This is a genomic window from Massilia sp. Masssp93 (assembly GCF_059491295.1).
Genome location: NZ_CP168502.1, coordinates 4,523,542 through 4,544,931, shown reverse-complemented (window position 1 = coordinate 4,544,931; position 21,390 = coordinate 4,523,542). Strand labels below are relative to the sequence as shown.

Below are 21,390 nucleotides of genomic sequence, written 5' to 3'. Positions count from 1 at the left end.
GAAAAATTGCATATTAAAGAATTTCCAAGGAGGCAACCATTTGAACGTCTCATATGTACAACAGGAAGGATTAGAATGCCAGCCACCGATCAACCCGAAAGGAAAACAGGATGAGCCTGCCTCCGCTCCCTACCTATGACGATGTCGTCCAGGCGGCTTCCCGCATCGCCGGCATTGCCAACCGCACGCCGGTGCTGACCTCGCGTACCGTCGACGCGGCGTTCGGCGCCCGGGTCTATTTCAAGTGCGAGAACATGCAGCGCATGGGCGCGTTCAAATTTCGCGGCGCCTACAACGCGTTGATGAAGTTCACGCCCGAGCAGCGCCGCGCCGGCGTCGTCGCGTTCTCGTCCGGGAACCACGCGCAGGCCATCGCGCTGTCCGCACAGCTGCTCGGCATTCCGGCCACGATCGTGATGCCGCAGGACGCCCCCGCCGCCAAGGTCGCCGCCACGCGCGGTTACGGCGGCAACGTCGTGCTGTACGACCGCTATACCGAAGACCGCGAGCAGATCGGCCGCGACCTGGCGCAGAAACACGGGCTGACGCTGATCCCGCCGTACGACCACCCGGACGTGATCGCGGGGCAGGGCACGGCCGCGAAGGAATTGTTCGAGGAAACCGGGCCGCTGGACGCCTTGTTCGTGTGCCTGGGCGGCGGCGGCCTGCTGTCCGGCTCCGCGCTGGCCACGCGCGCGCTGGCGCCGGATTGCCGTCTGTATGGCGTGGAACCGGAGGCCGGCAACGATGGCCAGCAATCGTTCCGCAGCGGCGCGATCGTGCACATCGACACCCCGCAGACCATCGCCGACGGCGCCCAGACCCAGCACCTGGGGAACATCACGTTCCCGATCATCCGGCGCGACGTCGACGACATCCTGACGGCGACCGACGATGAGCTGGTACAGTGCATGCGCTTCTTTGCCGAGCGCATGAAGATCGTCGTCGAACCGACGGGCTGCCTCGGGTTCGCGGCGGCGCGGCGCATGCAGGATGACTTGCGTGGCAAGAAGGTCGGCATTCTCGTCAGCGGCGGGAACATCGACCTGGCGCGGCTGGGCGGCTTCCTGGCCGGGTGATGCCCCAAACCGGGGTCAGAGCCCGATTTTGGGCAATTTCCAAAATTCGGGCTCTGACCCTAATGCCGTTAAGTTAAGGTTTTTCGAAGGCGGCGCTCGGGATAACGCTGGGGCTTGGCTTTAGTGACCCGGTCGAACTTTCGGCCGGGTCGGTAGACATTCAGTTCGAGTAGCATCCTTTCACGCATACGTTTCAAGACGCCAGGTATGTTTCCTTGGGCCTGCAAGGCCGCGACATGCTGCATCTCGAATTGAAATGCTGACAAGGCGAACACAAAGCTGATATCACTAGGGGCGCACTTGGCTTGTTCAGCGGTGCGCGCCATTTCCAGGCGTACCAGGTTGTACGCGAGAAGCGTGCCCCAGATCTCTTGTCGGGTCGATTCCACACTCAGGCTGCGCAGGCTCAGCGCCATGCCCATCATGGATTGCTTGATCTCGCGGTAGCTCGTCTCGATTTGCCAGCGCCGGCCGTAGCATTGGCGCAATTGATCGGCAGGAAAGCGTCGACGGTCCAGCAGCGAAGTCAAAAGATAAACGAGCCGCCCCTGCGGCGTAGGCGTCAGAACGGCCCGTGCGCGCCAGTGTGCGGGCAGGTCCGGATCTCGTTTGCGTGCTGCAGCTGAGACTTTCATCTCCACCACGCCGTCTTTCTCATCGCCTTCGATCAGGGTCCAGCGCGTGTTGGCCTTCGCTGGCACCAGAAAGTGGCGCTCTTGCCCATTACCGCTGAGCTTGCAGAGTAGTTCGGCTCCCAGAAAGCCGCGATCGAAGACCGTTAATGAGTGGTCGGGGATATCCGCCAATAGGTCCCGTGCGAAGGTGATTTCGCTTTGACGGTAAGTGCCAAAACCCGCCGCCAGAACGAGTTGGGTATCGAGCACGCACAATGTGACCAAACGCGCATGGGGATAGCTGGCAGTGGCGTCGCCCACGTAATGCGGTGCGCCGAAATGGTCCCGGTTTTCGGAACTGTCGGCCAGCTTGAGTGTGGTCCCGTCCATGGCAAGAAGTTGCAGGCCCTTGAACTGATACCGCTGCTCATCCTGCTGGTGCCAGCGCCGGGCCGAGGCGGCGAACAACCAGGCCAGCGGCTCCTCGCCAAGCCGCTGCCGCGCCTGGGTTGCGGCGCTATCGGTCACACAGCGGTCCTCCAGGTCCGGTAAAGCCAAATCCAGTTCCGCCAGCACTTGACGTACTGATCGGTGCCGGTACAAGGCCAGCGCAATCACCAGCCATACTACCTGCTGCGCGGGCAAACGCCGCTGGCGGATGCTGGCCTTGCCAGAATAGTTCAGTGCCGCCTCGATCCACTCGGCGGGAAGATGCTCGCCCAGCCGCCTCCAGTCAGGGGCTGCCAAGTCGACAGTAACAAGTGGCAAGGATTCAGATAACATGAAGGCCGCAGGTTAACAGCCCGCGGCCTCGTTTACAAGCGATCGTTGCTGAACTTGCCGCTTAACTTAACGGCATTAGGCTCTGACCCCGGTTGTCTAAAAAATTTTTTGATGGCGTTGTCGATTTCGCGATGCCTCATCCGTCGTAGGCATGCGGCATCCACTTTCACCAACACGCTCACCACCACGCAGGAGGCATCATGAACAAGCAGATCTTCGTCAACCTGGCAGTCAAGGACCTGGACAAATCCAAGGCGTTCTTCAATGCGCTGGGCTATACGTTCAATCCCCAGTTCACCAACGAAAGCGGCGCCTGCATGGTGATCGCGGACGGCAGCATCTACGCGATGCTGCTCACGGAACCGTTTTTCAAGACGTTCGTCGACAAGCCCATCGTGCAGGCGAAGGAAGCGACCGAGGTGCTGGTCTGCCTGAGCTGCGAGAGCCGCGAGGAAGTCGACGCCCTGGTGGCGAAAGCCGTCGCGGCCGGCGGCCGGGCGCCGCGGCCGCCGCAGGATCATGGCTTCATGTATGGCCACGGGTTCGAGGACCTCGATGGCCATATCTGGGAACTGGCCTGGATGGCGCCCCAGGCCTGACCTTAGTTCATCGAGTGCAGGCCGATGATGTTGCCCTCGGTATCGTGGACGAGGGCGATGTGGCCGTACTGCCCGATCGAGAACTTGTCCTTGAAGATGCGCCCGCCGTTCGCGACGGCGCGCGCCGCTTCGACGGCGCAATCGGCGCAGCTGAAATACACGATCGTGCTGTTGCCGCCCGCCTTGCAGCCTTCCATGTACACGATCGCGCCGGCCGCGCCGCCGGCGTTCGGGTCGCCCGTGAATGCCCACATCTGCAGGCCGGAGGCGTCTCCTTCCGGCGCGAGGTTGGACAGCGTCACCTGGAATACGGCTTCATAGAAAGCGCGGGCGCGCTTCATGTCGTCCACATAGATTTCGAACCAGCCTACGACGTTTCGTTCCATTTCGGTCTCCTTGATGCAGTGGGTTGGGGGGTACGACACCTGTGAATCAAATCGTTTCGACCGCGCCGCCGACGAGGATGGTGTGGCCTTCCGTACGCGTGCGGATCAGGCAATCGCCGCCGGTCGCGCGGCCCTGGCGCAGCCGCATGCCCAGTCCGAGCAGTGCCGTCAGCGCACCGGCCGCGACGCCCGTCGCGCTGTCTTCCAGCCTGGGGTCGAGGTGGTTGAAGTTGCGGCCCTCGAACGTGCCGTCGTCGCGCCGGCACCAGGCATAGATGCCATTGATGCCGGTGTCCTTGCCCCACGCGGCGATGCGCGCGAGGTCGGGTGCGAGGCCGTACAACGCCTCCGTGTCCGCCACCTTGACCAGCAGCTTGGGACTGCCGACCGACGCCACGCGCGGCGGCGTGGCCAGCGACGCAACGGGCACGCCCAGCAGCGCGGCGGCGGTGTCGGCGGTCACGTCCTGCGCCGCTGCCTGCTGCGCGGACAGCCGGACGAAATAGTCGCCGCCGGCGCGCACCAGTTCCAGTTCCTGTCCTTCGGCCGCCGTGCGCACGGCGATGGTGCCGGCGTGCGGAGCGCGTGCGAATAGCACGCCCGCCACGGCCAGCGTCGCGTGGATGCACAGCGGGCTGCGCTTGTGCGGATAGTAATAATCGACGGACAGTACGCCGTCGGCGCCGGTGTCGATGAAGACGCAGGTCGTGTCGCGCGCGCGCGCGAGGGCCAGGCGGGCATCGGCGTCCTGCTCGCCGTCTTCGACGACGAGGGCCGGGTTGCCGGTACCGGGACGGGCACCGAAACAGCGCAAGGAATGGATGTGCATATTTGGCAGGGTCGGGTTCGTTGGCTATACTGTGTTTATGTACAGTATTGCATACTACACCATTTTAGCGAAATTACCATGCCAGATTTTCCGCCGCCGACCCGTCCAGCGCCGCCCGCGCGCGATCCCGCTGCCGGCGCAGCGGCGGGCTTGCCGGCCTATGCGGAACTGTTTTGCCTGTCGAATTTCTCGTTCCTGCAGGGCGCGTCGCACGCGGAAGAACTGGTCGACCGCGCCGTGCAGCTGGGCTACGCGGCGCTGGCGCTGACGGACGAGTGCTCGCTGGCCGGCGTCGTGCGCGCGCATGCGGAGGCCAAGCGCGCGCAGCTTCCCCTGATCGTCGGCGCCCATTTCCACCTGCGGCATCCGGACGGCGGCCGCGGGCCGTCGGTCGTGCTGCTGGCGCAAAACCGCGACGGCTACGGCAACCTGTCCGAGATGATCACGCTGGGGCGCACGCGCGGCGGGAAGGGCACTTATCTGCTGTATCCGTCCGACTTCGACGCGCCCGAGGGCGACCTCGCCCACCTGCGCGGCATGCCGGACTGCCTGGCGATCCTGCTGCCCGCGTATCCCGGCCACCTGCCGGAAGACGTCGACCGCCTGCACGAGCAGGTCGCGTGGATGGCGCAGACGTTCCCGGGCCGCGCGTGGATCGGCCTGAACCTGCTGCACCGCGCGTTCGACGAGATACACCGCACCACCATCGAGGAAGTCGGCTGGCAGCACCGCATGAGGATCGTCGCCTGCGGCCACGTGACGATGCACGTCCGCTCGCGCAAGCCGTTGCAGGACACGATGACGGCCATCCGCATCGGCAAGCCGGTGGCGCAATGCGGCTACCAGCTCGCGCCGAACGCGGAGCAGCACCTGCGCTCGCGCGTGCGCCTGGCGAACATCTACCCGCACGCGGCGCTGAACGAGACGGTCCGCATCGCGCGGGCGTGCACGTTCTCGCTGGAGGAGCTGCGCTACGAATATCCGGACGAGGTGGTCCCGCCCGGCCACACGGCCGCGAGCTATCTGCGCGAGCAGGCCTGGATCGGGGCGCACCGGCGCTTCGCAGGCGGCATCCCGGCCGGCGTGCAGCGGCAGATCGAGCACGAACTCGCGCTGATCGCCGAGATGCGCTACGAGCACTACTTCCTCACCGTGTACGACATCGTGCGCCATGCGCGCTCGCAGGACATCCTGTGCCAGGGCCGCGGCTCGGCCGCCAATTCCGCCGTGTGCTACTGCCTGGGCATCACGGAAGTCGATCCGGCGCGGGGCAACCTGCTGTTCGAACGCTTCATCTCGAGGGAGCGCAACGAGCCGCCCGACATCGACGTCGACTTCGAGCACCAGCGCCGCGAAGAAGTCATCCAGTACATCTACCAGAAATACGGCCGCACCCGCGCGGCGCTGGCGGCCGTCGTCATCAGCTACCGGCCCAAGAGCGCGCTGCGCGACAGCGGCCGCGCGCTCGGCGTCGACCTCGCCATCGTCGACAAGGTCTGCAAGCAGCACCACTGGTTCGACGGCAAGGCCGACCTGCTGAACCGCCTGGCCGAGAGCGGACTCGATCCGGCCGCGCCGCTGTCGCAGCAATGGGCGTCGCTGGCCCAGCGCCTGCTCGGCTTTCCGCGCCACCTGTCGCAGCATCCGGGCGGGTTCGTGATGGCGCGCGGGAAGCTGTCGCGCCTCGTCCCCATCGAGAACGCGGCGATGGCGGACCGCAGCGTGATCCAGTGGGACAAGGACGACCTCGAGGAACTGGGCCTCATGAAGGTCGATGTGCTGGCGCTCGGCATGCTGTCGATGCTGCGCCGCTGCCTGGCCCTGGTCGGGCTGCGCCACGGCACGACGTTCGAGATGCAGGACATCCCGCACGGCGACAAGGCGACCTACGACATGATCTGCCGCGCCGACACCGTGGGCGTGTTCCAGATCGAGTCGCGCGCGCAAATGAGCATGCTGCCGCGGATGAAGCCGCGCGAGTTCTACGATCTCGTGATCCAGGTCGCCATCGTGCGCCCGGGGCCGATCCAGGGCGGCATGGTCCACCCGTACCTGCAGCGGCGCCAGCGCAAGAACGAGGTCGTGTATCCGAGTCCGAAGATGAAACTGGCGCTCGAACGCACGCTGGGCGTGCCGATCTTCCAGGAACAGGTGATGCAGGTGGCGATCCTCGCCGCCGATTTCACCCCCGGCGAGGCCGACCAGCTGCGCCGCGCGATGGCCGCGTGGAAGAGAAAGGGCAACCTCGAACACTACTACCAGCGCATCGTGGGCGGCATGCAAAGGAACGGCTACGACATGGCGTTCGCGCAGCAGATCTTCCAGCAGATCCAGGGCTTCGGCGAATACGGCTTCCCGGAATCGCACGCGGCCAGCTTCGCGCTGCTCGCCTATGCCAGCTCCTGGCTCAAGTGCCACGAACCGGCCGCGTTTTTATGCGCGCTGCTGAACAGCCAGCCGATGGGGTTCTACAGCCCGTCCCAGCTCGTGCAGGACGCGCGCCGCCACGGCATCGACGTGCGCCCCGTCGACATCACGGTGAGCGGCTGGGAGTCCACGCTCGAAGAGCCGGACGCGCAGTGTGCCGACAATGCGCGCAGCCAGCCGGCCGTGCGCCTGGGCCTGCACATGCTGCGCGGGATGGGGCAGGACGCGGCCGACCGTATCGAGATGGCGCGCGCGATCCGTCCGTTCGCCGACGTGGCCGACCTCGCGCGCCGCGCGCAGCTCGACCGCGGCGACCTGCAGGTGCTCGCCGCCGGCAATGCGCTCGGGCCGCTCGCGGGCCACCGCCGCCAGGCCTTGTGGCAGGCGGCGGGCGGCGTGCCCGACAAGGACCTGCTGCGCCCCACGACGCCCGTCGAAGAGGTGCCGGTCCTGGCCGCGCCGAAGGAGGGCGAGGAGATCGTCGGCGACTATCGCGCGCAGGGCCTCACGCTGGGCCGCCATCCGCTGGCGCTGCTGCGCGAGCGGCTGCTGGCCAGACGGTTCCTGCCGGCCGACGTGCTGCACGACTTCCAGAACGGCCAGCTGGCGCGTGCCTGCGGCATCGTCACCGTGCGCCAGCGCCCCGGCACGGCGAAGGGCGTGCTGTTCCTGACCATCGAGGACGAGACGGGGAACATCAACGTGATCGTCTGGCCGCAGCTCGTCGAGCAGCAGCGGCGCGAAGTGCTGAACGCGTCGCTGCTGGGCGTGTACGGCGTGTGGCAGCGCGAAGGGGAAGTGCGGCACCTCGTGGCCAAGCGGCTCGTCGACATGTCGGATTGGCTGGGCAAGCTGGATGCGCGCAGCCGGGATTTTTGCTAGCGATCGTTTATCATCACGGGTTTCGCGCCCGCGCGGTCCACGATTCCACCCACGACATGACACCTGAAAAAAGCCCGCACTGGGGCCTGGCCATCGACACCGAGCGCTGCATCGGCTGCCACGCCTGCTCCGTCGCCTGCAAGGTCGAGAACTCGGTCTACCTCGGCATGTTCCGCACCAAGGTCTATTACCACGACTTCCACGGCAAGAACGCCGCCGGCAAGGACGCGCTGCGGCGCGCCTTTTTGCCTACCCTGTGCATGCAGTGCGAGGACGCGCCGTGCCTCAAGGCGTGCCCCACCGAATCGATCAGCCGCGGGCTTGACGGCGTCGTGCGCATCGACGTGGACAAGTGCGACCGTTCGCGCGACTGCATCGCCGCCTGCCCGTACGGCGCCATCCACATCGATCCGGTGGCGCAGGTGGCGGACAAATGCGACTTCTGCAGCCACCGGCTCGACGCCGGCATGCAGCCGGCCTGCGTGGAGGCGTGTCCCGCCGACGTGTTCGCGTTCGGCGACCTGAACGACCCGGGCAGCGCCATCAGCCGTTTCAACGCGAAGCACAAGGGCGAACTCGCCGTGCTCAAGCCGCAGGAACACACGCGGCCCGCCGTGCACTACCGCGGCATCGGCACCGTCGTGCCGCGCGCCGTCGAAAACAAGCTGCCGAAAGGCCGCAACCACGATCCGTTCACCTACGAGATCGACACCTGGGCCGAGCTGCGCGCCGACTACGGCACCGCCGTCGGCAACGCGAAGCACGGTACGAAGGGAGGCAAGTGATGGAGCGCCGCCATTTTCTCAAGTCCGGCCTCGGGGCGCTGGCCACGCTGGCCGTCGGCGAGACCATCCTGCTGACCCCCGGCGATGCCGCCGCGGGCGTCGCCGAGCCGCTGAATTACGCGATCGACGCGGACGGCACGGCGCGCAAGCGCCATATCGACTACGGCAAGGCCACGATGGTCAAGAGCGTGTGCCTGAACTGCTCCACCGTGTGCGGCATCGAGGGTTTCGTCGAGGACGGCAAGGTCGTCAAGATCCGCGGCAATCCGCTCGACCCGAACCTCGGCAACTTCATGACGTGCGCGAAGGGGCAGAGCGGCCCGACGATCAACACGTATCCGGAACGCCTGCTGTACCCGCTCAAGCGCGTGGGCAAGCGCGGCGAGGGCTTGTGGAAGCGCATCACGTGGGATGAGGCGTACGACGAGATCGCGGCGCGCATCCGCAAGAGCATCGCCGCCGGGCATCCGGAACGCGTCGCGATCCACCAGGGCCGCTCGCGCTACGCGTCCGAGTTCGCGCGCTTCCTGAACGCGATCGGCTCGCCCGTGCTGCTGAACCACCGCGCCCTGTGTTCGTCGAACAAGCGCGCCGCCAATTACGTGAGCCTGGGCGAGACCGACTGGGAATCGATCGACGCCGAGCGTTGCCGCTACTTCCTGAATTTCGGTTCCAATTTCTACGAGGCGCACCAGGGCGGCCTGCACCTGGTGAAACGCGTCGTCAAGGCGCGCTTCGACCACGGCGCCAAGCTGGTGACGTTCGACGTGCGCATGTCGAACACGGCGGGCCGCAGCGACGAATGGTTCCAGCCGCATCCGGGCACCGAGGGCGCGATCGCGCTGGCAATGGCCCACGTGATCCTGCGCGAGAACCTGCACGACCGCGCCTTCGTCGCGGACTTCGTGCAGCCCGGCGAGGCGCAATTGCGCGCCTGGCTCGAGGATTGCACGCCGGCGTGGGCGCAGGCCCAGTCAGGCGTGCCCGCCGCCGACATCGAACGCATCGCGATCGAGTTCGCGCGCGCCCGCCCGGCCGTCGCCGCCTTCACCAACCGCGGCACGGGCGCCCACTACAACGGCTTCAATAATGAACGGGCCGTCGTGATGCTCAACGCGCTGGTCGGCTCGGTCGGCAAGCCGGGCGGGTATTGCTACGGGCTCGAGGAAAAGCTGGCGCCGGCCAGGTATCCCGCGCCGCAGCCCGCGCCGCCGAAGGTCGCGGTCCGCACCGACCTCGAAGATCCGCCCGAGTGGCCGCTGGCGAACCGCTGGCAGAGGATGAAGGTCGGCCAGGTCGTGTACGACTACCTCGAGCAGGGCCGCGCGAAGCTCGACGTCTACCTGAGCTACACGATCGTCTCGCCGATGACGTGGCCCGAGGGCCGTGCGACGGCCACCCGTGTCCTCGGCGACGAGACCCTGATCCCGTTCCACGCCTGCTCGGACATCGTGTATTCCGAGATGGCGCACTGGTCCGACCTGATCCTGCCCGATGCGACCTATCTCGAACGCTGGGGCATGGACATCCGCAACAACCTCGAACTGCAGCACTACGTGATGCTGCGCCAGCCGATGGTGCCGCCGCCGGGCGAAGCCGTGTCCTTCCCGGACGTGCTGTTCAATGTCGGCAGGCGCCTCGCGCCGGAACAGGCGAAGTATTTCGCGTTCGGCACGCACGAGGACTACGTGCGCACCCAATGTTCGAAGCTGCCGACGACGGGGCCGGACGGCCGCACCTTCGCGTCCGGCTTCGACTACATGAAGCACTACGGCGTGCACGTCGACACGAGCCAGCCCAAGACCTACGAGGTCTACCGGCGCAAGCTCGCGGCGGAGCAGCTGGCCGGCACGCGCGTCGACGCGGACGGCCGCATCCTCAAGGCCGACAAGGCCGACAAGGCCGGCAAGGAGCGCGCCGTCGGCCTGATGGTGAAGGGCGAGCCGATGCGCGGCTTCGCGACGCCGTCGCGCCGCTTCGAGATCCTCGCGCCGGAAGTGGCGCACGTGGCCGCGCAGGCGGGCATCGCGGACGACGGCATGCCGGCATTTCATCATGTGCCGGGACTCGACAGGCTGGCCGACGACCGCTTCGTCCTGACGACCTTCAAATGGAACGTGCACACGCAGGGCCGCACGGCGGCGCAGAAATACCTGTCCGAGATCGTGCACGACAATCCGATGTGGATGCACCCGCAGGTCGCCGCGCGGATCGGCGTGAAATCCGGCGACATGGTGGAACTGACGACCTACCGGCCGCATTCGGGCGCCCGGGGCGACGCCGCCTTCAAGGCGGCACCGGCCGGCGGGGAGCAGGTCGTGGGCCACGCGCGCATCCGCGTGTTCGTCACCGACGGCATCCATCCGAAGGTGCTGGCCGTGTCGAACTCGCTGGGCTGGCAGATGGGCGGCCGCGCCGCGCAGGGCCGCGCGGGCGTGCGCGACGCGGTCCTCGACGCGTCAAGCCAGGCCGCCACGCGCAAGGGCCTCGGCCCGGCGCCGCGCGTCGACGACCTGAAGAACGGTGTGTGGTGGGATCAGCGCAATGGAGGAAGGGGCAACGGCGTGAACATCAACGCCATCCTGCCCGTCAATCCGGCGCCGCTGGTCGGGATGCAGGCGTGGTTCGACACGGTCTGCAGCGTGCGCAAGGTGTAGGGGGCACGCGCTGGTCAGGCCGGCTGCGTGCCGAAATACGCGTGCACCGCGCCCATCCAGCGCGTGTCCGCCATGTCGGGCCAATGGTCGGTATCGAACCCGGGCGCGTTGTCGATGCGGTCCTTGGGGATGTCCATCGTGAAGCGCTTGTGTTCGGCGTCCAGCGTCAGCGCCTGCCAGGGCACGGCGAAGAGTTTTTCGCCCAGCCCGAGGAAGCGGCTGGACGACATCACGGCATAGGCGATGGCGCCCGTGCGCATGTCCACCATGAATTCCTTGATGACGCCCAGGTGCTCGTTCTGGAGGTTGTGGACGTGGTCGCCGATCAGGGTGTTCGCACCCATCAGTTCGGGGCCGGGCCCCTTGCCGTGCTTGTTCCTGTACATGCCGTAATCATCGCGTTCCTCGTAGGACATTTCTGCCTCCTCTCCTTGGCGCCTTCCTGTCGGGAAGCAGAAGGATAACCCGAGTCCGGCGGTTCAGTTCGGACGCACGCGCACGGCGGGGCGCGGACGGCCTCAGAAGGTATCCCACTCCTCGGCGGCGGCAGCGGCAGCGCGGCCCGGGGCCGGCTTGCCGGCGCCGGCGCGGGCCGGCACGGGCACGACGGCGCGTGCCTGTGCACGTGCGGGCGCCGCCACGGCCTTCGGCGCGGCCGCGGCCTGCGTGCTGAGGTGGAACAGGCTGACCACCTCGGCCAGCTTGTCGGCCTGGTCGCGCAGGGCAGTGGCGGCCGCGGCCGATTCCTCGACGAGGGCGGCGTTGTGCTGCGTCGACGAGTCCATTTCGGCGATGGCGCGGTTGACCTGTTCGATGCCGGTGCTCTGCTCGCCGCTGGCGCTGGCGATCTCGGCGACGATGTCGCTCACCTTGCGGATGCTGTCGACCACTTCGCTCATCGTCATGCCGGCCTGGTCGACGAGCTTGGTGCCGTCCTCGACCTTGCCGACCGAATCGACGATCAGCTGCTTGATTTCTTTCGCGGCCGCGGCCGAACGCTGGGCCAGCGTGCGCACTTCGCCCGCCACGACGGCGAAGCCGCGGCCCTGCTCGCCGGCGCGCGCCGCTTCGACGGCCGCGTTCAGCGCGAGGATGTTGGTCTGGAACGCGATGCCGTCGATGACGCTGATGATGTCGACGATCTTCTTCGACGAATCGTTGATCGCGCCCATCGTCTGCACCACCTGGTCGACGACGGCGCCGCCCTGCACGGCGATGTCCGATGCGGCGATCGACAGCTGGCTGGCCTGGCGCGCATTGTCCGCGTTCTGGCGCACGGTGCCCGTCAGCTGCTCGACCGTGCTGGCCGTCGTGCCGAGCGAGCCGGCCTGTTGTTCGGTGCGGCTCGACAGGTCCATGTTGCCGGCCGAGATTTCCGCCGACGCGGTGGCGATGGTGTCGGTGCCGCTGCGCACCTGGGAGACGATGGAAACGAGGCCGTCGTTCATGTGGCGCAGCGCGCGCAGCAGGGCGGCCGTTTCGCCCGTGCCGGTGGCGTCGATGCGCTGGGTGAGGTCGCCGCCCGCGACCTTCTCGGCCACGTCGACGGCCTGGCGGATCGGGTCGACGATGGCGCGCGCCAGCAGCCACGCGCAGATGGCGCCGAACAGCACGGCCACGCCGGCCAGCACGATGATCATGCGTGCGCTGTTGCGGTTGGCGTTGTCGATCTTGCGGGCGATGGCGTCGATGCGGTCCTGCTGCATCTTGACCATTTCGCCCTGCTTGCCTTCGTAGGCATCCGACGTCGGGACGTATTCCTGGTTCAGGATGCGCTCCGCCGCCTCGGCGTCGCCGTCGGCCCTGGCCTTGATCGCCTTGACCTTGGAATCCGTGTAGGCCTTGCGCAGTTCGACGATGCGGTTGAACAGCGCGTGCTCTTCCGGGCCGTCGAGCAGCGGCTCGATTTGCTTGACCAGTTCGGTCGAACGGGTGGCCGTCTTGACGCCGTCGGCCTTGAAGAATTCGACCAGGCTGGGGTCCGTGCTCTTGACGATCGCGGCGGTACGGCGCACGGCGGCGAACGTCTGCATATGCCATTCCGTCAACATGCGTTCCTTGGCCAGCGGCACGGCCATCATCGCGCGAGTGGCGTCCGCGATCGCATTCAGGCGCCACACGGCGGCGGTCGCAATGACGAGAGTCAGGCCCAGTACGAGGGCGAAGCCCACACCGAGACGTTTCGCGATATTCATGTTGGCGAGAAAGCCCATATGATTCTTCCTAACTGATCAAGCGTGATTGTTGTACGCGGCCGGCGGCCCGGCCCGGGGGCCATTCCGGTCACTGTCCCCGATTTGGATTCTACTTATGGAGGGGCAAAATTTGTTACTTATGGGAATTTTTTAGCCGAAATGGACGGTTGTTACCGCTATATTGTTGTCGGCAGGTGACAGCTTCATGCATCACAATTAAGAATGTGCGGCAGGCGTGATATGGCGCAGTGGCGAGAGTGACAACAGGCGTTAGGGACGGGCTTCGGCCGCCTGCAGGCGGGCGATGCGCTCGGCGGTGGCGGGGTGCGTCGACAGATAGGTCATCGGCCGCTTCAGCCAGCGCGGGAGCTTGTCCTGCCCCGGCTGCTGGCGCTCCAGCGCCCGCAGGGCGTCCGCGAGACAGTCCGGCGCCAGGCCGTTGCGGCGCAGGACGGTGACCGCGTACGCATCCGCCTCCAGTTCCATCGCGCGCGAGTATTGCATCTGCGTCAGCACGGCGGGCACGCCGGCGGCGACGGCGCTGAAGTCGCCGAACAGGGCGGCCGACACGGCCGCCGTCAGCGACGATCCCGTCATGGCGCGGGTGGCGTGGCGCCGTTCGATGTGGCCGACTTCGTGGCCGATCACGCCCAGCAGCCGGGCCTTGCCGGTGTCGTCGAGTGCATTGTCCTTGTCCAGCACGAGGCGCACCATCCCGTCCGTGACGATGATCGTGCCGTCCGGCAGCGCGAGCGCGTTGGCGCCCAGCATATCGGACGCGCGCACGAGCAGGCGCACGGGCACGCGCGGGTGCGCGGGCAGGGCGCGCGGCAGCAGGGCCTTGACGGCGGCGATGCGGTCGTCGGACAGGCGCGACGGCGCCAGCATGTGCTGCGCTTCCATGCCTGCGAGCGCGGTCCGGCCGAGGGTCGTGTCGACCGAAGCCGGCAGGCGTGCGCCGATGTAGTCCGCCGCGGCCGGCACGCCCCAGACGAAGCCGGCGCCGAGCAGCGCCAGCAGCAGGACGAGCGCGAGCAGGACGGCCGGCCAGCGCGCCTGCCAGCGTTCCACGCCGCTCCTGCGGTAGCCGAGCGCGGCCAGCAGCGCCTGGCGATCCGGACCGCACGGCACTTCGCACGTCGCATCGGCCAGGCGCAGCATCAGCGGCGCGTTGTCGAACGGTTCGGCCAGCACGACGGCCGCCAACGGATAACTGCGCTCGAACCCCGGCGCGTCGACGTGCAGGTGGCCGGCGCGCACGTCCAGGCCGACCGGTTGCAGGCGGGCGCTGTGCCCATCGAAAAAATGTGCCGCGATCATGCTTGCCCCTTTACCACGACAGGTCCACGCCGAGGAAATCGGCGACGCCGTCGCCGGCCGCCGCCACGGGCCGACGCCGCGCCGCCAGCACGGCCTGTTCGAAGCCGTCCGGCGCCTCGATGCTCACGTGCGCCACGCGGTATTTCCACGTGCGTACGACGGCGAACGGGCGGTACAGGCCGAAGGTCAACAGGGTCAGCAGCACGTTCACCGTCTGCAGGCGCAGGTAGGGCCAGACCCGCATCGCGCACGTGATGCGCACGCCGGGGAACGACGTCGCGGACCACGCCAGGTTGTTCATGCGCACCATGATGTAGGGGCCGCTCAGCAGCAGGAAGACGTAGCCGATCACGAGGCCGATGATGGCTGGCAGGAAGGCGGCGGCATTCTTCCATCCGTGGCCGCGCGGGAGGACGACGGCCAGGGCGAAGGCCGCGCCGATGAGCACCAGCAGGCCCAGGCCGAAGAGGAAGGCGCGCACGTACGGCTTGGCGAGGTCCGCCGTGCCGAGCGCGAACGCGGCGTGCTGGTCGCCGGCCATCAGGTGCTTGTGCTGGTAGGCCTTCATGGCGCCGTGCATCAGCGGCCAGCACAGGTAGAGCAGGAACACCGAGCCGGCGATGGGGCGCCCGGGCATCAGCGCCACCAGCGCGCCGGGCAGCACGAAGATCGCCACCGGCAGCAAGTACACGAGATAGGCTTCCTTGATGCCGCCGGCGAAGCCGAACGGCAGCCCGCGGTACACCGTGTTCGCCAGGCGGAACCGGAGCGCGGACCGCATCATGAAGGGCAGGCCGGCCAGCAGCAGCGCGACCGTGACGACGCCGGCCTTGAGCGAGAACCCGAACGCGTAGTGGTAGGCGGCCAGCAGCGCCACGGCGAGGACGCGCCCGCGCAGGATCGCTTTCGGATCGCCGCGGAAGTCGAAGGCGGCGCCGGCCAGCTGGGTGTTGCGGTAAAAATAGCGCAGCCGGCGCGTCTTGGCCCAGGCCGAGTAGATGCCCAGCGTGGCCACCGTCAGCAGCAGGTTGACGATCCAGATGCGGAAGTATTCGGCGCCGCTGCCGGAAAACGTCAGCGGCAGCGGCGTTTCCGCTGGCGAGGTGGGTGACTCGTGCATGGCCGGATTTTTCTTGACATGGAAGAAAGACGTCCAGTGTAGCCCGACTCCCGGCCGTTGTCAGTAAGATATGTTGCCAATATGGAATGAGGAAGTATTTGCGCGTTTAAGGTATAATTTCTATTTCCCGCGCGTGCCGTTCGGCACCTTCTGCACAATGACCAAATTCGTATTCGTCACTGGCGGCGTCGTGTCTTCCCTGGGTAAAGGGATCGCGGCCGCCTCCCTCGCCGCGATCCTCGAATCGCGCGGTCTCAAAGTCACCATGCTCAAGCTCGACCCGTACATTAACGTGGACCCGGGCACGATGAGCCCCACCCAGCACGGCGAAGTGTTCGTCACCGACGACGGCGCCGAAACCGACCTGGACCTGGGCCACTATGAGCGCTTCATCAGCACGCGGATGAAGAAGGTGAACAACTTCACGACCGGCCAGATCTATGAATCGGTGATCCGCAAGGAACGCCGCGGCGAGTACCTCGGCAAGACCGTGCAAGTGATCCCGCACATCACCAACGAGATCCAGGACTATGTCCGCCGCGGCGCCGAAGGCGTCGACGTGGCGCTGGTCGAGATCGGCGGCACCGTCGGCGACATCGAATCGCTGCCGTTCCTGGAAGCCGCGCGCCAGCTGTCGCTGCGCCAGGGCCGCAAGGGCGCCGCGTTCGTGCACCTGACCTTGGTGCCGTACATCTCGTCCGCCGGCGAACTGAAAACCAAGCCGACCCAGCACTCGGTGCAGAAGCTGCGCGAGATCGGCATTTCGCCGAACGCGCTGCTGTGCCGTGCCGACCGCCGCATCCCGGACGACGAGCGCGCCAAGATCTCGCTGTTCGCCAACGTGGAAGAGCAGGCCGTCATCTCGGTGTGGGACGTCGACACGATCTACAAGGTGCCGCAGGTGCTGCACGACCAGGGCCTGGACGACATCATCCTGGATGCCCTCGGCATCGAGGCGCCGCCGGCCGACCTGTCGATGTGGACGAAGCTGATCCACACGCTGGAAAACCCGAAGCATGAAGTGACGATCGGCATGGTCGGCAAGTACGTCGACCTGATCGAGTCGTACAAATCGCTGACGGAAGCGCTGCGCCACGCCGGCATCCACACGGAAAGCCGCGTCAACATCGAGTACATCGACTCGGAAGAAATCGAGTCGACCGGCTGCGCCAGCCTGGCCAAGTACGACGCGATCCTCGTGCCGGGCGGCTTCGGCAAGCGCGGCGTGGAAGGCAAGATCATGGCCGCCCGCTATGCCCGCGAGAACGGCATTCCCTACCTGGGCATCTGCCTGGGCATGCAGGTCGCGCTGATCGAATACGCGCGCCACATGGCCGGCCTGCCGAACGCCAACTCGACGGAATTCGATCCGGAGACGGATCAACCGGTCGTCGCCCTGATCAACGAGTGGCAGAACCACGACGGCAAGGTCGAGAAGCGCGACAGCAATTCCGACCTGGGCGGCACCATGCGCCTGGGCGCGCAGACCTGCGCCGTGAATCCGGGCACGCTGGCCGCCGAGATCTACGGCAACGTCGTGACGGAGCGCCATCGCCATCGCTACGAGGCGAACAATTACTACCTGCCGAAGGTCGAAGCAGCGGGCCTCGTCGTGGCCGCGCGCACGCCGAACGAAGACCTGTGCGAGATCATGGAACTGCCGCGGAGCAGCCACCCGTGGTACATGGGCGTCCAGTTCCACCCGGAGTTCAAGTCGACGCCGCGCAACGGCCACCCGCTGTTCTCGTCGTTCATCCGCGCGGCGCTCGCACACCAGGCCGAACACGGTAATCAACAGGCCGCCAATGCGCCGGCTGTCCAAGGAGATGCGGCATGAAGCTTTGCGGATTCGACGTCGGCCTCGACCAGCCGATCTTCCTGATTGCCGGCACCTGCGTGATCGAATCGCGCCAGATGGCCATGGACGTCGCGGGCCAGCTGAAGGAAATCACGAGCGCGCTGGGCATCCCGTTCATCTATAAATCGTCGTTCGACAAGGCGAACCGTTCGTCCGGCAAATCGTTCCGCGGTCCGGGCATGGAAAAAGGCCTGGAGATCCTGGCCGACGTGCGCCGCGAAATCGGCGTGCCGGTGCTGACCGACGTGCACACGGAAGAAGAAATCCCGGTCGTGGCGAGCGTCGTCGACGTGCTGCAGACCCCGGCCTTCCTGTGCCGCCAGACCGACTTCATCAACGCCTGCGCCCGTTCCGGCAAGCCCGTGAACATCAAGAAGGGCCAGTTCCTGGCCCCCGGCGACATGAAGAACGTGATCGACAAGGCGCGCGCGGCGGCAGCCGAGGCGGGCCTGCCCGACCAGTTCATGGCGTGCGAGCGCGGCGTCTCGTTCGGCTACAACAACCTCGTGTCCGACATGCGTTCGCTGGCGATCATGCGCGAATCGAACTGCCCGATCGTGTTCGACGCCACCCACTCCGTGCAGCTGCCGGGCGGGCAGGGCACGTCGTCCGGCGGCCAGCGCGAGCACGTGCCCGTGCTCGCGCGCGCCGCCGTCGCGGCGGGCGTGTCGGGCCTGTTCATGGAAACCCATCCGGACCCGGCGTGCGCGCTGTCGGACGGCCCGAACGCCGTGCCGCTCGCCCGCATGAAGGATTTGCTGACCACCCTGGTCGATATCGACCGCATCGTCAAGAAGGCTGGATTTATCGAGTCCGATTTCTCTTGATATTCGAAAGCGGGGCTCGAGTGTACCAAGGGGTCCCGCGTTCGGCTGATTCACCAGTACGACAAGTACGACAAATACGTCGTCCCCGCGAAGGCCGGGATCCAGGTCGTGCCGGCGTTATTGAAACGCGAGCAGATTGGGTTCCCGCCCGCGCGGGAACGACGGCAGGGTCACCATGCGGCTCGGTGCACCTGTTCTGCGCTTTGGCTATTTATTAATTTCTGGAGATTGAACTACCATGAGTGCTATCGTTGACATCATCGGCCGCGAAATCATCGACTCGCGCGGCAATCCGACCGTCGAGTGCGATGTGCTGCTGGAATCCGGCGTGATGGGCCGCGCCGCCGTCCCGTCGGGCGCCTCGACCGGTTCGCGCGAAGCCATCGAGCTGCGCGACGGCGATCCCAAGCGTTACTTCGGCAAGGGCGTGCTGCAGGCCTGCGAGAACATCAACACCGAGATCAGCGAAGCCATCATGGGCCTGGACGCCAACGAACAGGCATTCCTGGACCGCACCCTGATCGACCTGGACGGCACCGAGAACAAGAGCCGCCTGGGCGCGAACGCGATGCTGGCCGTCTCCATGGCCGTCGCCAAGGCCGCCGCGGAAGAATCCGGCCTGCCGCTGTACCGCTACTTCGGCGGTTCGGGCGCGATGCAGATGCCGGTGCCGATGATGAACGTCATCAACGGCGGCGCGCACGCCGACAACAACCTGGACATCCAGGAATTCATGATCATCCCGGTCGGCGCACCGTCGTTCAAGGAAGCCGTGCGTTACGGCGCCGAGGTGTTCCACACGCTGAAGAAAATCCTGCACAGCAAGGGCCTGAACACGGCCGTCGGCGACGAAGGCGGTTTCGCCCCGTCCGTCGCGAACCATGAAGAAGCCATCAAGCTGATCATGCAGGCGATCGAGCAGGCAGGCTACGTGGCCGGCCAGGACATCGCGATCGGCCTGGACTGCGCCGCCAGCGAGTTCTACAAGGACGGCAAGTACGTGCTGGAAGGCGAAGGCGGCCTGCAGCTGACGGCGCAGGACTTCACCAACATGCTGGCGACCTGGTGCGACAAATACCCGATCGTCTCGATCGAGGACGCCATGGCCGAAGGCGACTGGGAAGGCTGGGCCACGCTGACCGCCGCCCTGGGCAAGCGCGTCCAGCTGGTGGGCGACGACCTGTTCGTCACCAACACCAAGATCCTCAAAGAGGGCATCCAGAAGGGCATCGCCAACTCGATCCTCATCAAGATCAACCAGATCGGCACCCTGACCGAGACGTTCGCCGCCATCGAAATGGCCAAGCGCGCCGGCTACACGGCCGTGATCTCGCACCGTTCGGGCGAGACCGAGGACTCGACCATCGCCGACATCGCCGTCGGCATGAACGCCCTGCAGATCAAGACGGGCTCGCTGTCGCGTTCGGACCGCATGGCCAAGTACAACCAGCTGCTGCGCATCGAGGAAGACCTGGGCGACATCGCCAGCTACCCGGGCCGCGACGCCTTCTATAACCTGAAGTAATCGAGTAGTATGGACACGGGTCCGGTTCGCCGGGCCCGTGTTTTCATTCCGCACAGCCGTTTTCATCCATGCGCATCATCACCCTTGCCCTGGCAGCCTTGCTGCTGCTGATCCAGTATCCCCTGTGGCTGGGGAAGGGCGGCTGGCTGACCGTGGCCGACCTGGAAGCCCAGGTGGCGGCAACCCATGCCCACACGGAACAGCTCAAGGCACGCAACGCCAAGCTCGAATCCGAAGTCCACGACCTGAAGGATGGCCTCGGCGCCGTCGAGGAACGCGCGCGCTATGAACTGGGCATGATCAAATCGAACGAGATCTTCGTGCAGGTGCTGCGCAAGGACGAGAAGCCGGCCGTCATGATGACGGAACCGCCGCCGCCGAAGGTCAAGAAGGGCGCGCAGAAGGGCGAGCGTTGACGCCATGACCCCCGCAGAACCGTCCCCGCCGGCGCTCGACACGCTCGAGGCCGTTGCCGCCTGCCTCGCCGCCGCCTTCGAGGCCGGCGATCCCGATACCATGACGCAAGCGTTGTCCCGGGTGGCGCGCTCGCCGGGCCTCGCGCACCTGGCCGCGGCGGCCGGCGTGCCGCGCGAACTGCTCGCCGCCTCGATGAATCGCGGCGAGATGGGCCTCGACACGCTGCTGGCGATCATGAAGGTCATCGACCTGCACCGTCCGGCGGACGGTGCGCCGAACTAAGAACCTATGGTCATTATTGATTACAACCAAATTGCCATTGCCATCACAGCCAATGGTTGATGGCATCACCCCGTTCAGGCCTAGGTAATCGACCGATATTGGCCGATTGATATTTGCATATGCATACGTGTCGATGCCACCCGCAAGCCTAATGGGGGCACTTTGGATGTAGCTCCGCATTGGTGGTCGAAGTGCATCATGCCTCGCGCTGGCTATCGTTTCGCCTTTACCAATGGGGTAAAGAGCTGCACAAAGCCAGCTACCGTCATACCTGCAATCAGGTCTCCTAGAGCCTCTTCGTCAGCAGACAACCTCGAGTCGACCTCTGCATGTTGTGCCCACAACTTCTTTTCGGTCACGACGAGTAGATTCGCTATCAGGTCGTAGGTGAAAGGGTCCGTGAGCCGAGAGTCACCTGCAGGATGACCATCATTCACTCCGACTTTCCCCGGCACATGAACGCGCATCACGTCGCCAAGCACCAGGTCAGCTGGCGGCGCGAGGTTCGCCAGGCCAAATGTCCGCGGAATTACATCAATAATGCGACGCGCTCTTTCGAAGTCGGATGGCAAGACTCCGCTTTGCGCAAGAACCTTTTCGACATCGCGGCCCAAAGACGCTGCTTGGAGGCGCTGTCGTGCCAGCGCTCGCGCCGATTCGAGCTCGTCAATCTTGTGGCGATTCAATCTGTTGGACACGAGTGCTGCGGTCAAGCCAACCGCCAACAAGATTGCCAGTGCTGTGAGCATCATTGACCGGCCTCGCAAGCGCAGCGAGCCATGGCCGTCGCTGAGTACGTGGTCGC

Annotated in this window: 18 protein-coding genes; 10 read left to right on the top strand and 8 right to left on the bottom strand. The window is 66.0% G+C overall.

Annotated features, from left to right (window positions below):
• Positions 1–110: 110 nt before the first annotated feature.
• A complete protein-coding gene (locus tag ACEN9Q_RS18640) occupies positions 111–1,079 on the top strand; it encodes a threo-3-hydroxy-L-aspartate ammonia-lyase (protein WP_495625599.1) in 969 nt (322 codons plus the stop codon).
• 68 nt (positions 1,080–1,147) lie between these two features.
• Here the strand turns inward: ACEN9Q_RS18640 and ACEN9Q_RS18635 are convergent, their stop codons facing one another.
• The gene (locus ACEN9Q_RS18635) at positions 1,148–2,476 is read right to left on the bottom strand and encodes an IS4 family transposase (protein ID WP_495625598.1); all 1,329 of its coding nucleotides are present in this window, start codon (positions 2,474–2,476) and stop codon (positions 1,148–1,150) included.
• Between the two features lie 200 nt (positions 2,477–2,676).
• Here ACEN9Q_RS18635 and ACEN9Q_RS18630 point away from each other — a divergent pair, with 200 nt between their 5' ends.
• Entirely contained in the window at positions 2,677–3,075 is a 399-nt protein-coding gene (locus ACEN9Q_RS18630) for a VOC family protein (RefSeq protein ID WP_495625597.1), read from the top strand.
• A 2-nt stretch (positions 3,076–3,077) separates the two neighbouring features.
• On the opposite strand, the gene ACEN9Q_RS18625 is transcribed toward ACEN9Q_RS18630, so the two are convergent.
• Positions 3,078–3,461 carry a VOC family protein gene (locus tag ACEN9Q_RS18625; protein ID WP_056443108.1) on the bottom strand — a complete coding sequence of 128 codons (384 nt, stop codon included), beginning with the start codon at positions 3,459–3,461 and terminating at the stop codon, positions 3,078–3,080.
• A gap of 46 nt (positions 3,462–3,507) precedes the next feature.
• Positions 3,508–4,290, bottom strand: coding sequence for a PhzF family phenazine biosynthesis protein (locus ACEN9Q_RS18620; RefSeq protein WP_495625596.1), 783 nt, complete (start codon positions 4,288–4,290; stop codon positions 3,508–3,510).
• A gap of 78 nt (positions 4,291–4,368) precedes the next feature.
• Here ACEN9Q_RS18620 and ACEN9Q_RS18615 point away from each other — a divergent pair, with 78 nt between their 5' ends.
• Genes ACEN9Q_RS18615 through ACEN9Q_RS18605 form a run of 3 tightly spaced genes read left to right on the top strand, consistent with a single transcriptional unit; the run spans position 4,369 to position 11,041 of the window.
• The gene (locus tag ACEN9Q_RS18615; protein ID WP_495625595.1) at positions 4,369–7,599 is read left to right on the top strand and encodes an error-prone DNA polymerase; all 3,231 of its coding nucleotides are present in this window, start codon (positions 4,369–4,371) and stop codon (positions 7,597–7,599) included.
• Between the two features lie 56 nt (positions 7,600–7,655).
• Positions 7,656–8,384, top strand: coding sequence for a 4Fe-4S dicluster domain-containing protein (locus ACEN9Q_RS18610; RefSeq protein WP_056443103.1), 729 nt, complete (start codon positions 7,656–7,658; stop codon positions 8,382–8,384).
• The gene (locus ACEN9Q_RS18605; RefSeq protein ID WP_495625594.1) at positions 8,384–11,041 is read left to right on the top strand and encodes a molybdopterin-containing oxidoreductase family protein; all 2,658 of its coding nucleotides are present in this window, start codon (positions 8,384–8,386) and stop codon (positions 11,039–11,041) included. Before ACEN9Q_RS18610 ends, ACEN9Q_RS18605 begins: the two co-directional genes overlap by 1 nt.
• A gap of 14 nt (positions 11,042–11,055) precedes the next feature.
• Here the strand turns inward: ACEN9Q_RS18605 and ACEN9Q_RS18600 are convergent, their stop codons facing one another.
• From ACEN9Q_RS18600 to ACEN9Q_RS18585, 4 genes are all read right to left on the bottom strand, one after another.
• Positions 11,056–11,457 (bottom strand): PRC-barrel domain-containing protein, encoded by a 402-nt coding sequence (locus ACEN9Q_RS18600; protein ID WP_495625593.1) that lies wholly within the window; start codon positions 11,455–11,457, stop codon positions 11,056–11,058.
• 102 nt (positions 11,458–11,559) lie between these two features.
• Complete coding sequence (locus tag ACEN9Q_RS18595; RefSeq protein WP_495625592.1) at positions 11,560–13,254, bottom strand: methyl-accepting chemotaxis protein; 1,695 nt, start codon at positions 13,252–13,254, stop codon at positions 11,560–11,562.
• Positions 13,255–13,506: 252 nt separating this feature from the next.
• Positions 13,507–14,556 (bottom strand): M48 family metallopeptidase, encoded by a 1,050-nt coding sequence (locus ACEN9Q_RS18590; protein WP_056443092.1) that lies wholly within the window; start codon positions 14,554–14,556, stop codon positions 13,507–13,509.
• A gap of 10 nt (positions 14,557–14,566) precedes the next feature.
• Positions 14,567–15,676 (bottom strand): YjgN family protein, encoded by a 1,110-nt coding sequence (locus ACEN9Q_RS18585; RefSeq protein ID WP_495625591.1) that lies wholly within the window; start codon positions 15,674–15,676, stop codon positions 14,567–14,569.
• 157 nt (positions 15,677–15,833) lie between these two features.
• On the opposite strand from ACEN9Q_RS18585, the gene pyrG reads away from it, so the two are divergent.
• The 5 genes from pyrG to ACEN9Q_RS18560 all read left to right on the top strand — a co-directional run bounded on the left by pyrG (position 15,834) and on the right by ACEN9Q_RS18560 (position 20,585).
• Entirely contained in the window at positions 15,834–17,513 is a 1,680-nt protein-coding gene (pyrG, locus tag ACEN9Q_RS18580) for a CTP synthase (RefSeq protein ID WP_056443087.1), read from the top strand.
• Complete coding sequence (kdsA, locus tag ACEN9Q_RS18575) at positions 17,510–18,361, top strand: 3-deoxy-8-phosphooctulonate synthase (RefSeq protein WP_056443084.1); 852 nt, start codon at positions 17,510–17,512, stop codon at positions 18,359–18,361. Before pyrG ends, kdsA begins: the two co-directional genes overlap by 4 nt.
• A gap of 238 nt (positions 18,362–18,599) precedes the next feature.
• On the top strand, positions 18,600–19,886 hold the full coding sequence (gene eno, locus ACEN9Q_RS18570; protein ID WP_056443079.1) for a phosphopyruvate hydratase: 1,287 nt from the start codon (positions 18,600–18,602) through the stop codon (positions 19,884–19,886).
• Positions 19,887–19,954: 68 nt separating this feature from the next.
• Entirely contained in the window at positions 19,955–20,302 is a 348-nt protein-coding gene (gene ftsB, locus ACEN9Q_RS18565) for a cell division protein FtsB (RefSeq protein ID WP_056443077.1), read from the top strand.
• A 4-nt stretch (positions 20,303–20,306) separates the two neighbouring features.
• Positions 20,307–20,585, top strand: coding sequence for a hypothetical protein (locus ACEN9Q_RS18560; protein ID WP_056443074.1), 279 nt, complete (start codon positions 20,307–20,309; stop codon positions 20,583–20,585).
• A 212-nt stretch (positions 20,586–20,797) separates the two neighbouring features.
• On the opposite strand, the gene ACEN9Q_RS18555 is transcribed toward ACEN9Q_RS18560, so the two are convergent.
• A complete protein-coding gene (locus ACEN9Q_RS18555; protein ID WP_495625590.1) occupies positions 20,798–21,337 on the bottom strand; it encodes a hypothetical protein in 540 nt (179 codons plus the stop codon).
• Positions 21,338–21,390 lie beyond the last annotated feature (53 nt).

Bases quoted from the DNA above. Each gene is read 5' to 3' on its own strand.
- ACEN9Q_RS18600 (WP_495625593.1), bottom strand. From the start codon at position 11,457: ATGTCCTACGAGGAACGCGATGATTACGGCATGTACAGGAACAAGCAC.
- ACEN9Q_RS18595 (WP_495625592.1), bottom strand. From the start codon at position 13,254: ATGGGCTTTCTCGCCAACATGAATATCGCGAAACGTCTCGGTGTGGGC.
- eno (WP_056443079.1), top strand. From the start codon at position 18,600: ATGAGTGCTATCGTTGACATCATCGGCCGCGAAATCATCGACTCGCGC.
- ACEN9Q_RS18605 (WP_495625594.1), top strand. From the start codon at position 8,384: ATGGAGCGCCGCCATTTTCTCAAGTCCGGCCTCGGGGCGCTGGCCACG.
- ACEN9Q_RS18620 (WP_495625596.1), bottom strand. From the start codon at position 4,290: ATGCACATCCATTCCTTGCGCTGTTTCGGTGCCCGTCCCGGTACCGGC.
- ACEN9Q_RS18635 (WP_495625598.1), bottom strand. From the start codon at position 2,476: ATGTTATCTGAATCCTTGCCACTTGTTACTGTCGACTTGGCAGCCCCT.
- ACEN9Q_RS18560 (WP_056443074.1), top strand. From the start codon at position 20,307: ATGACCCCCGCAGAACCGTCCCCGCCGGCGCTCGACACGCTCGAGGCC.
- ftsB (WP_056443077.1), top strand. From the start codon at position 19,955: ATGCGCATCATCACCCTTGCCCTGGCAGCCTTGCTGCTGCTGATCCAG.
- pyrG (WP_056443087.1), top strand. From the start codon at position 15,834: ATGACCAAATTCGTATTCGTCACTGGCGGCGTCGTGTCTTCCCTGGGT.
- ACEN9Q_RS18555 (WP_495625590.1), bottom strand. From the start codon at position 21,337: ATGATGCTCACAGCACTGGCAATCTTGTTGGCGGTTGGCTTGACCGCA.
- ACEN9Q_RS18630 (WP_495625597.1), top strand. From the start codon at position 2,677: ATGAACAAGCAGATCTTCGTCAACCTGGCAGTCAAGGACCTGGACAAA.
- ACEN9Q_RS18590 (WP_056443092.1), bottom strand. From the start codon at position 14,556: ATGATCGCGGCACATTTTTTCGATGGGCACAGCGCCCGCCTGCAACCG.
- ACEN9Q_RS18610 (WP_056443103.1), top strand. From the start codon at position 7,656: ATGACACCTGAAAAAAGCCCGCACTGGGGCCTGGCCATCGACACCGAG.
- ACEN9Q_RS18585 (WP_495625591.1), bottom strand. From the start codon at position 15,676: ATGCACGAGTCACCCACCTCGCCAGCGGAAACGCCGCTGCCGCTGACG.
- kdsA (WP_056443084.1), top strand. From the start codon at position 17,510: ATGAAGCTTTGCGGATTCGACGTCGGCCTCGACCAGCCGATCTTCCTG.
- ACEN9Q_RS18615 (WP_495625595.1), top strand. From the start codon at position 4,369: ATGCCAGATTTTCCGCCGCCGACCCGTCCAGCGCCGCCCGCGCGCGAT.
- ACEN9Q_RS18625 (WP_056443108.1), bottom strand. From the start codon at position 3,461: ATGGAACGAAACGTCGTAGGCTGGTTCGAAATCTATGTGGACGACATG.
- ACEN9Q_RS18640 (WP_495625599.1), top strand. From the start codon at position 111: ATGAGCCTGCCTCCGCTCCCTACCTATGACGATGTCGTCCAGGCGGCT.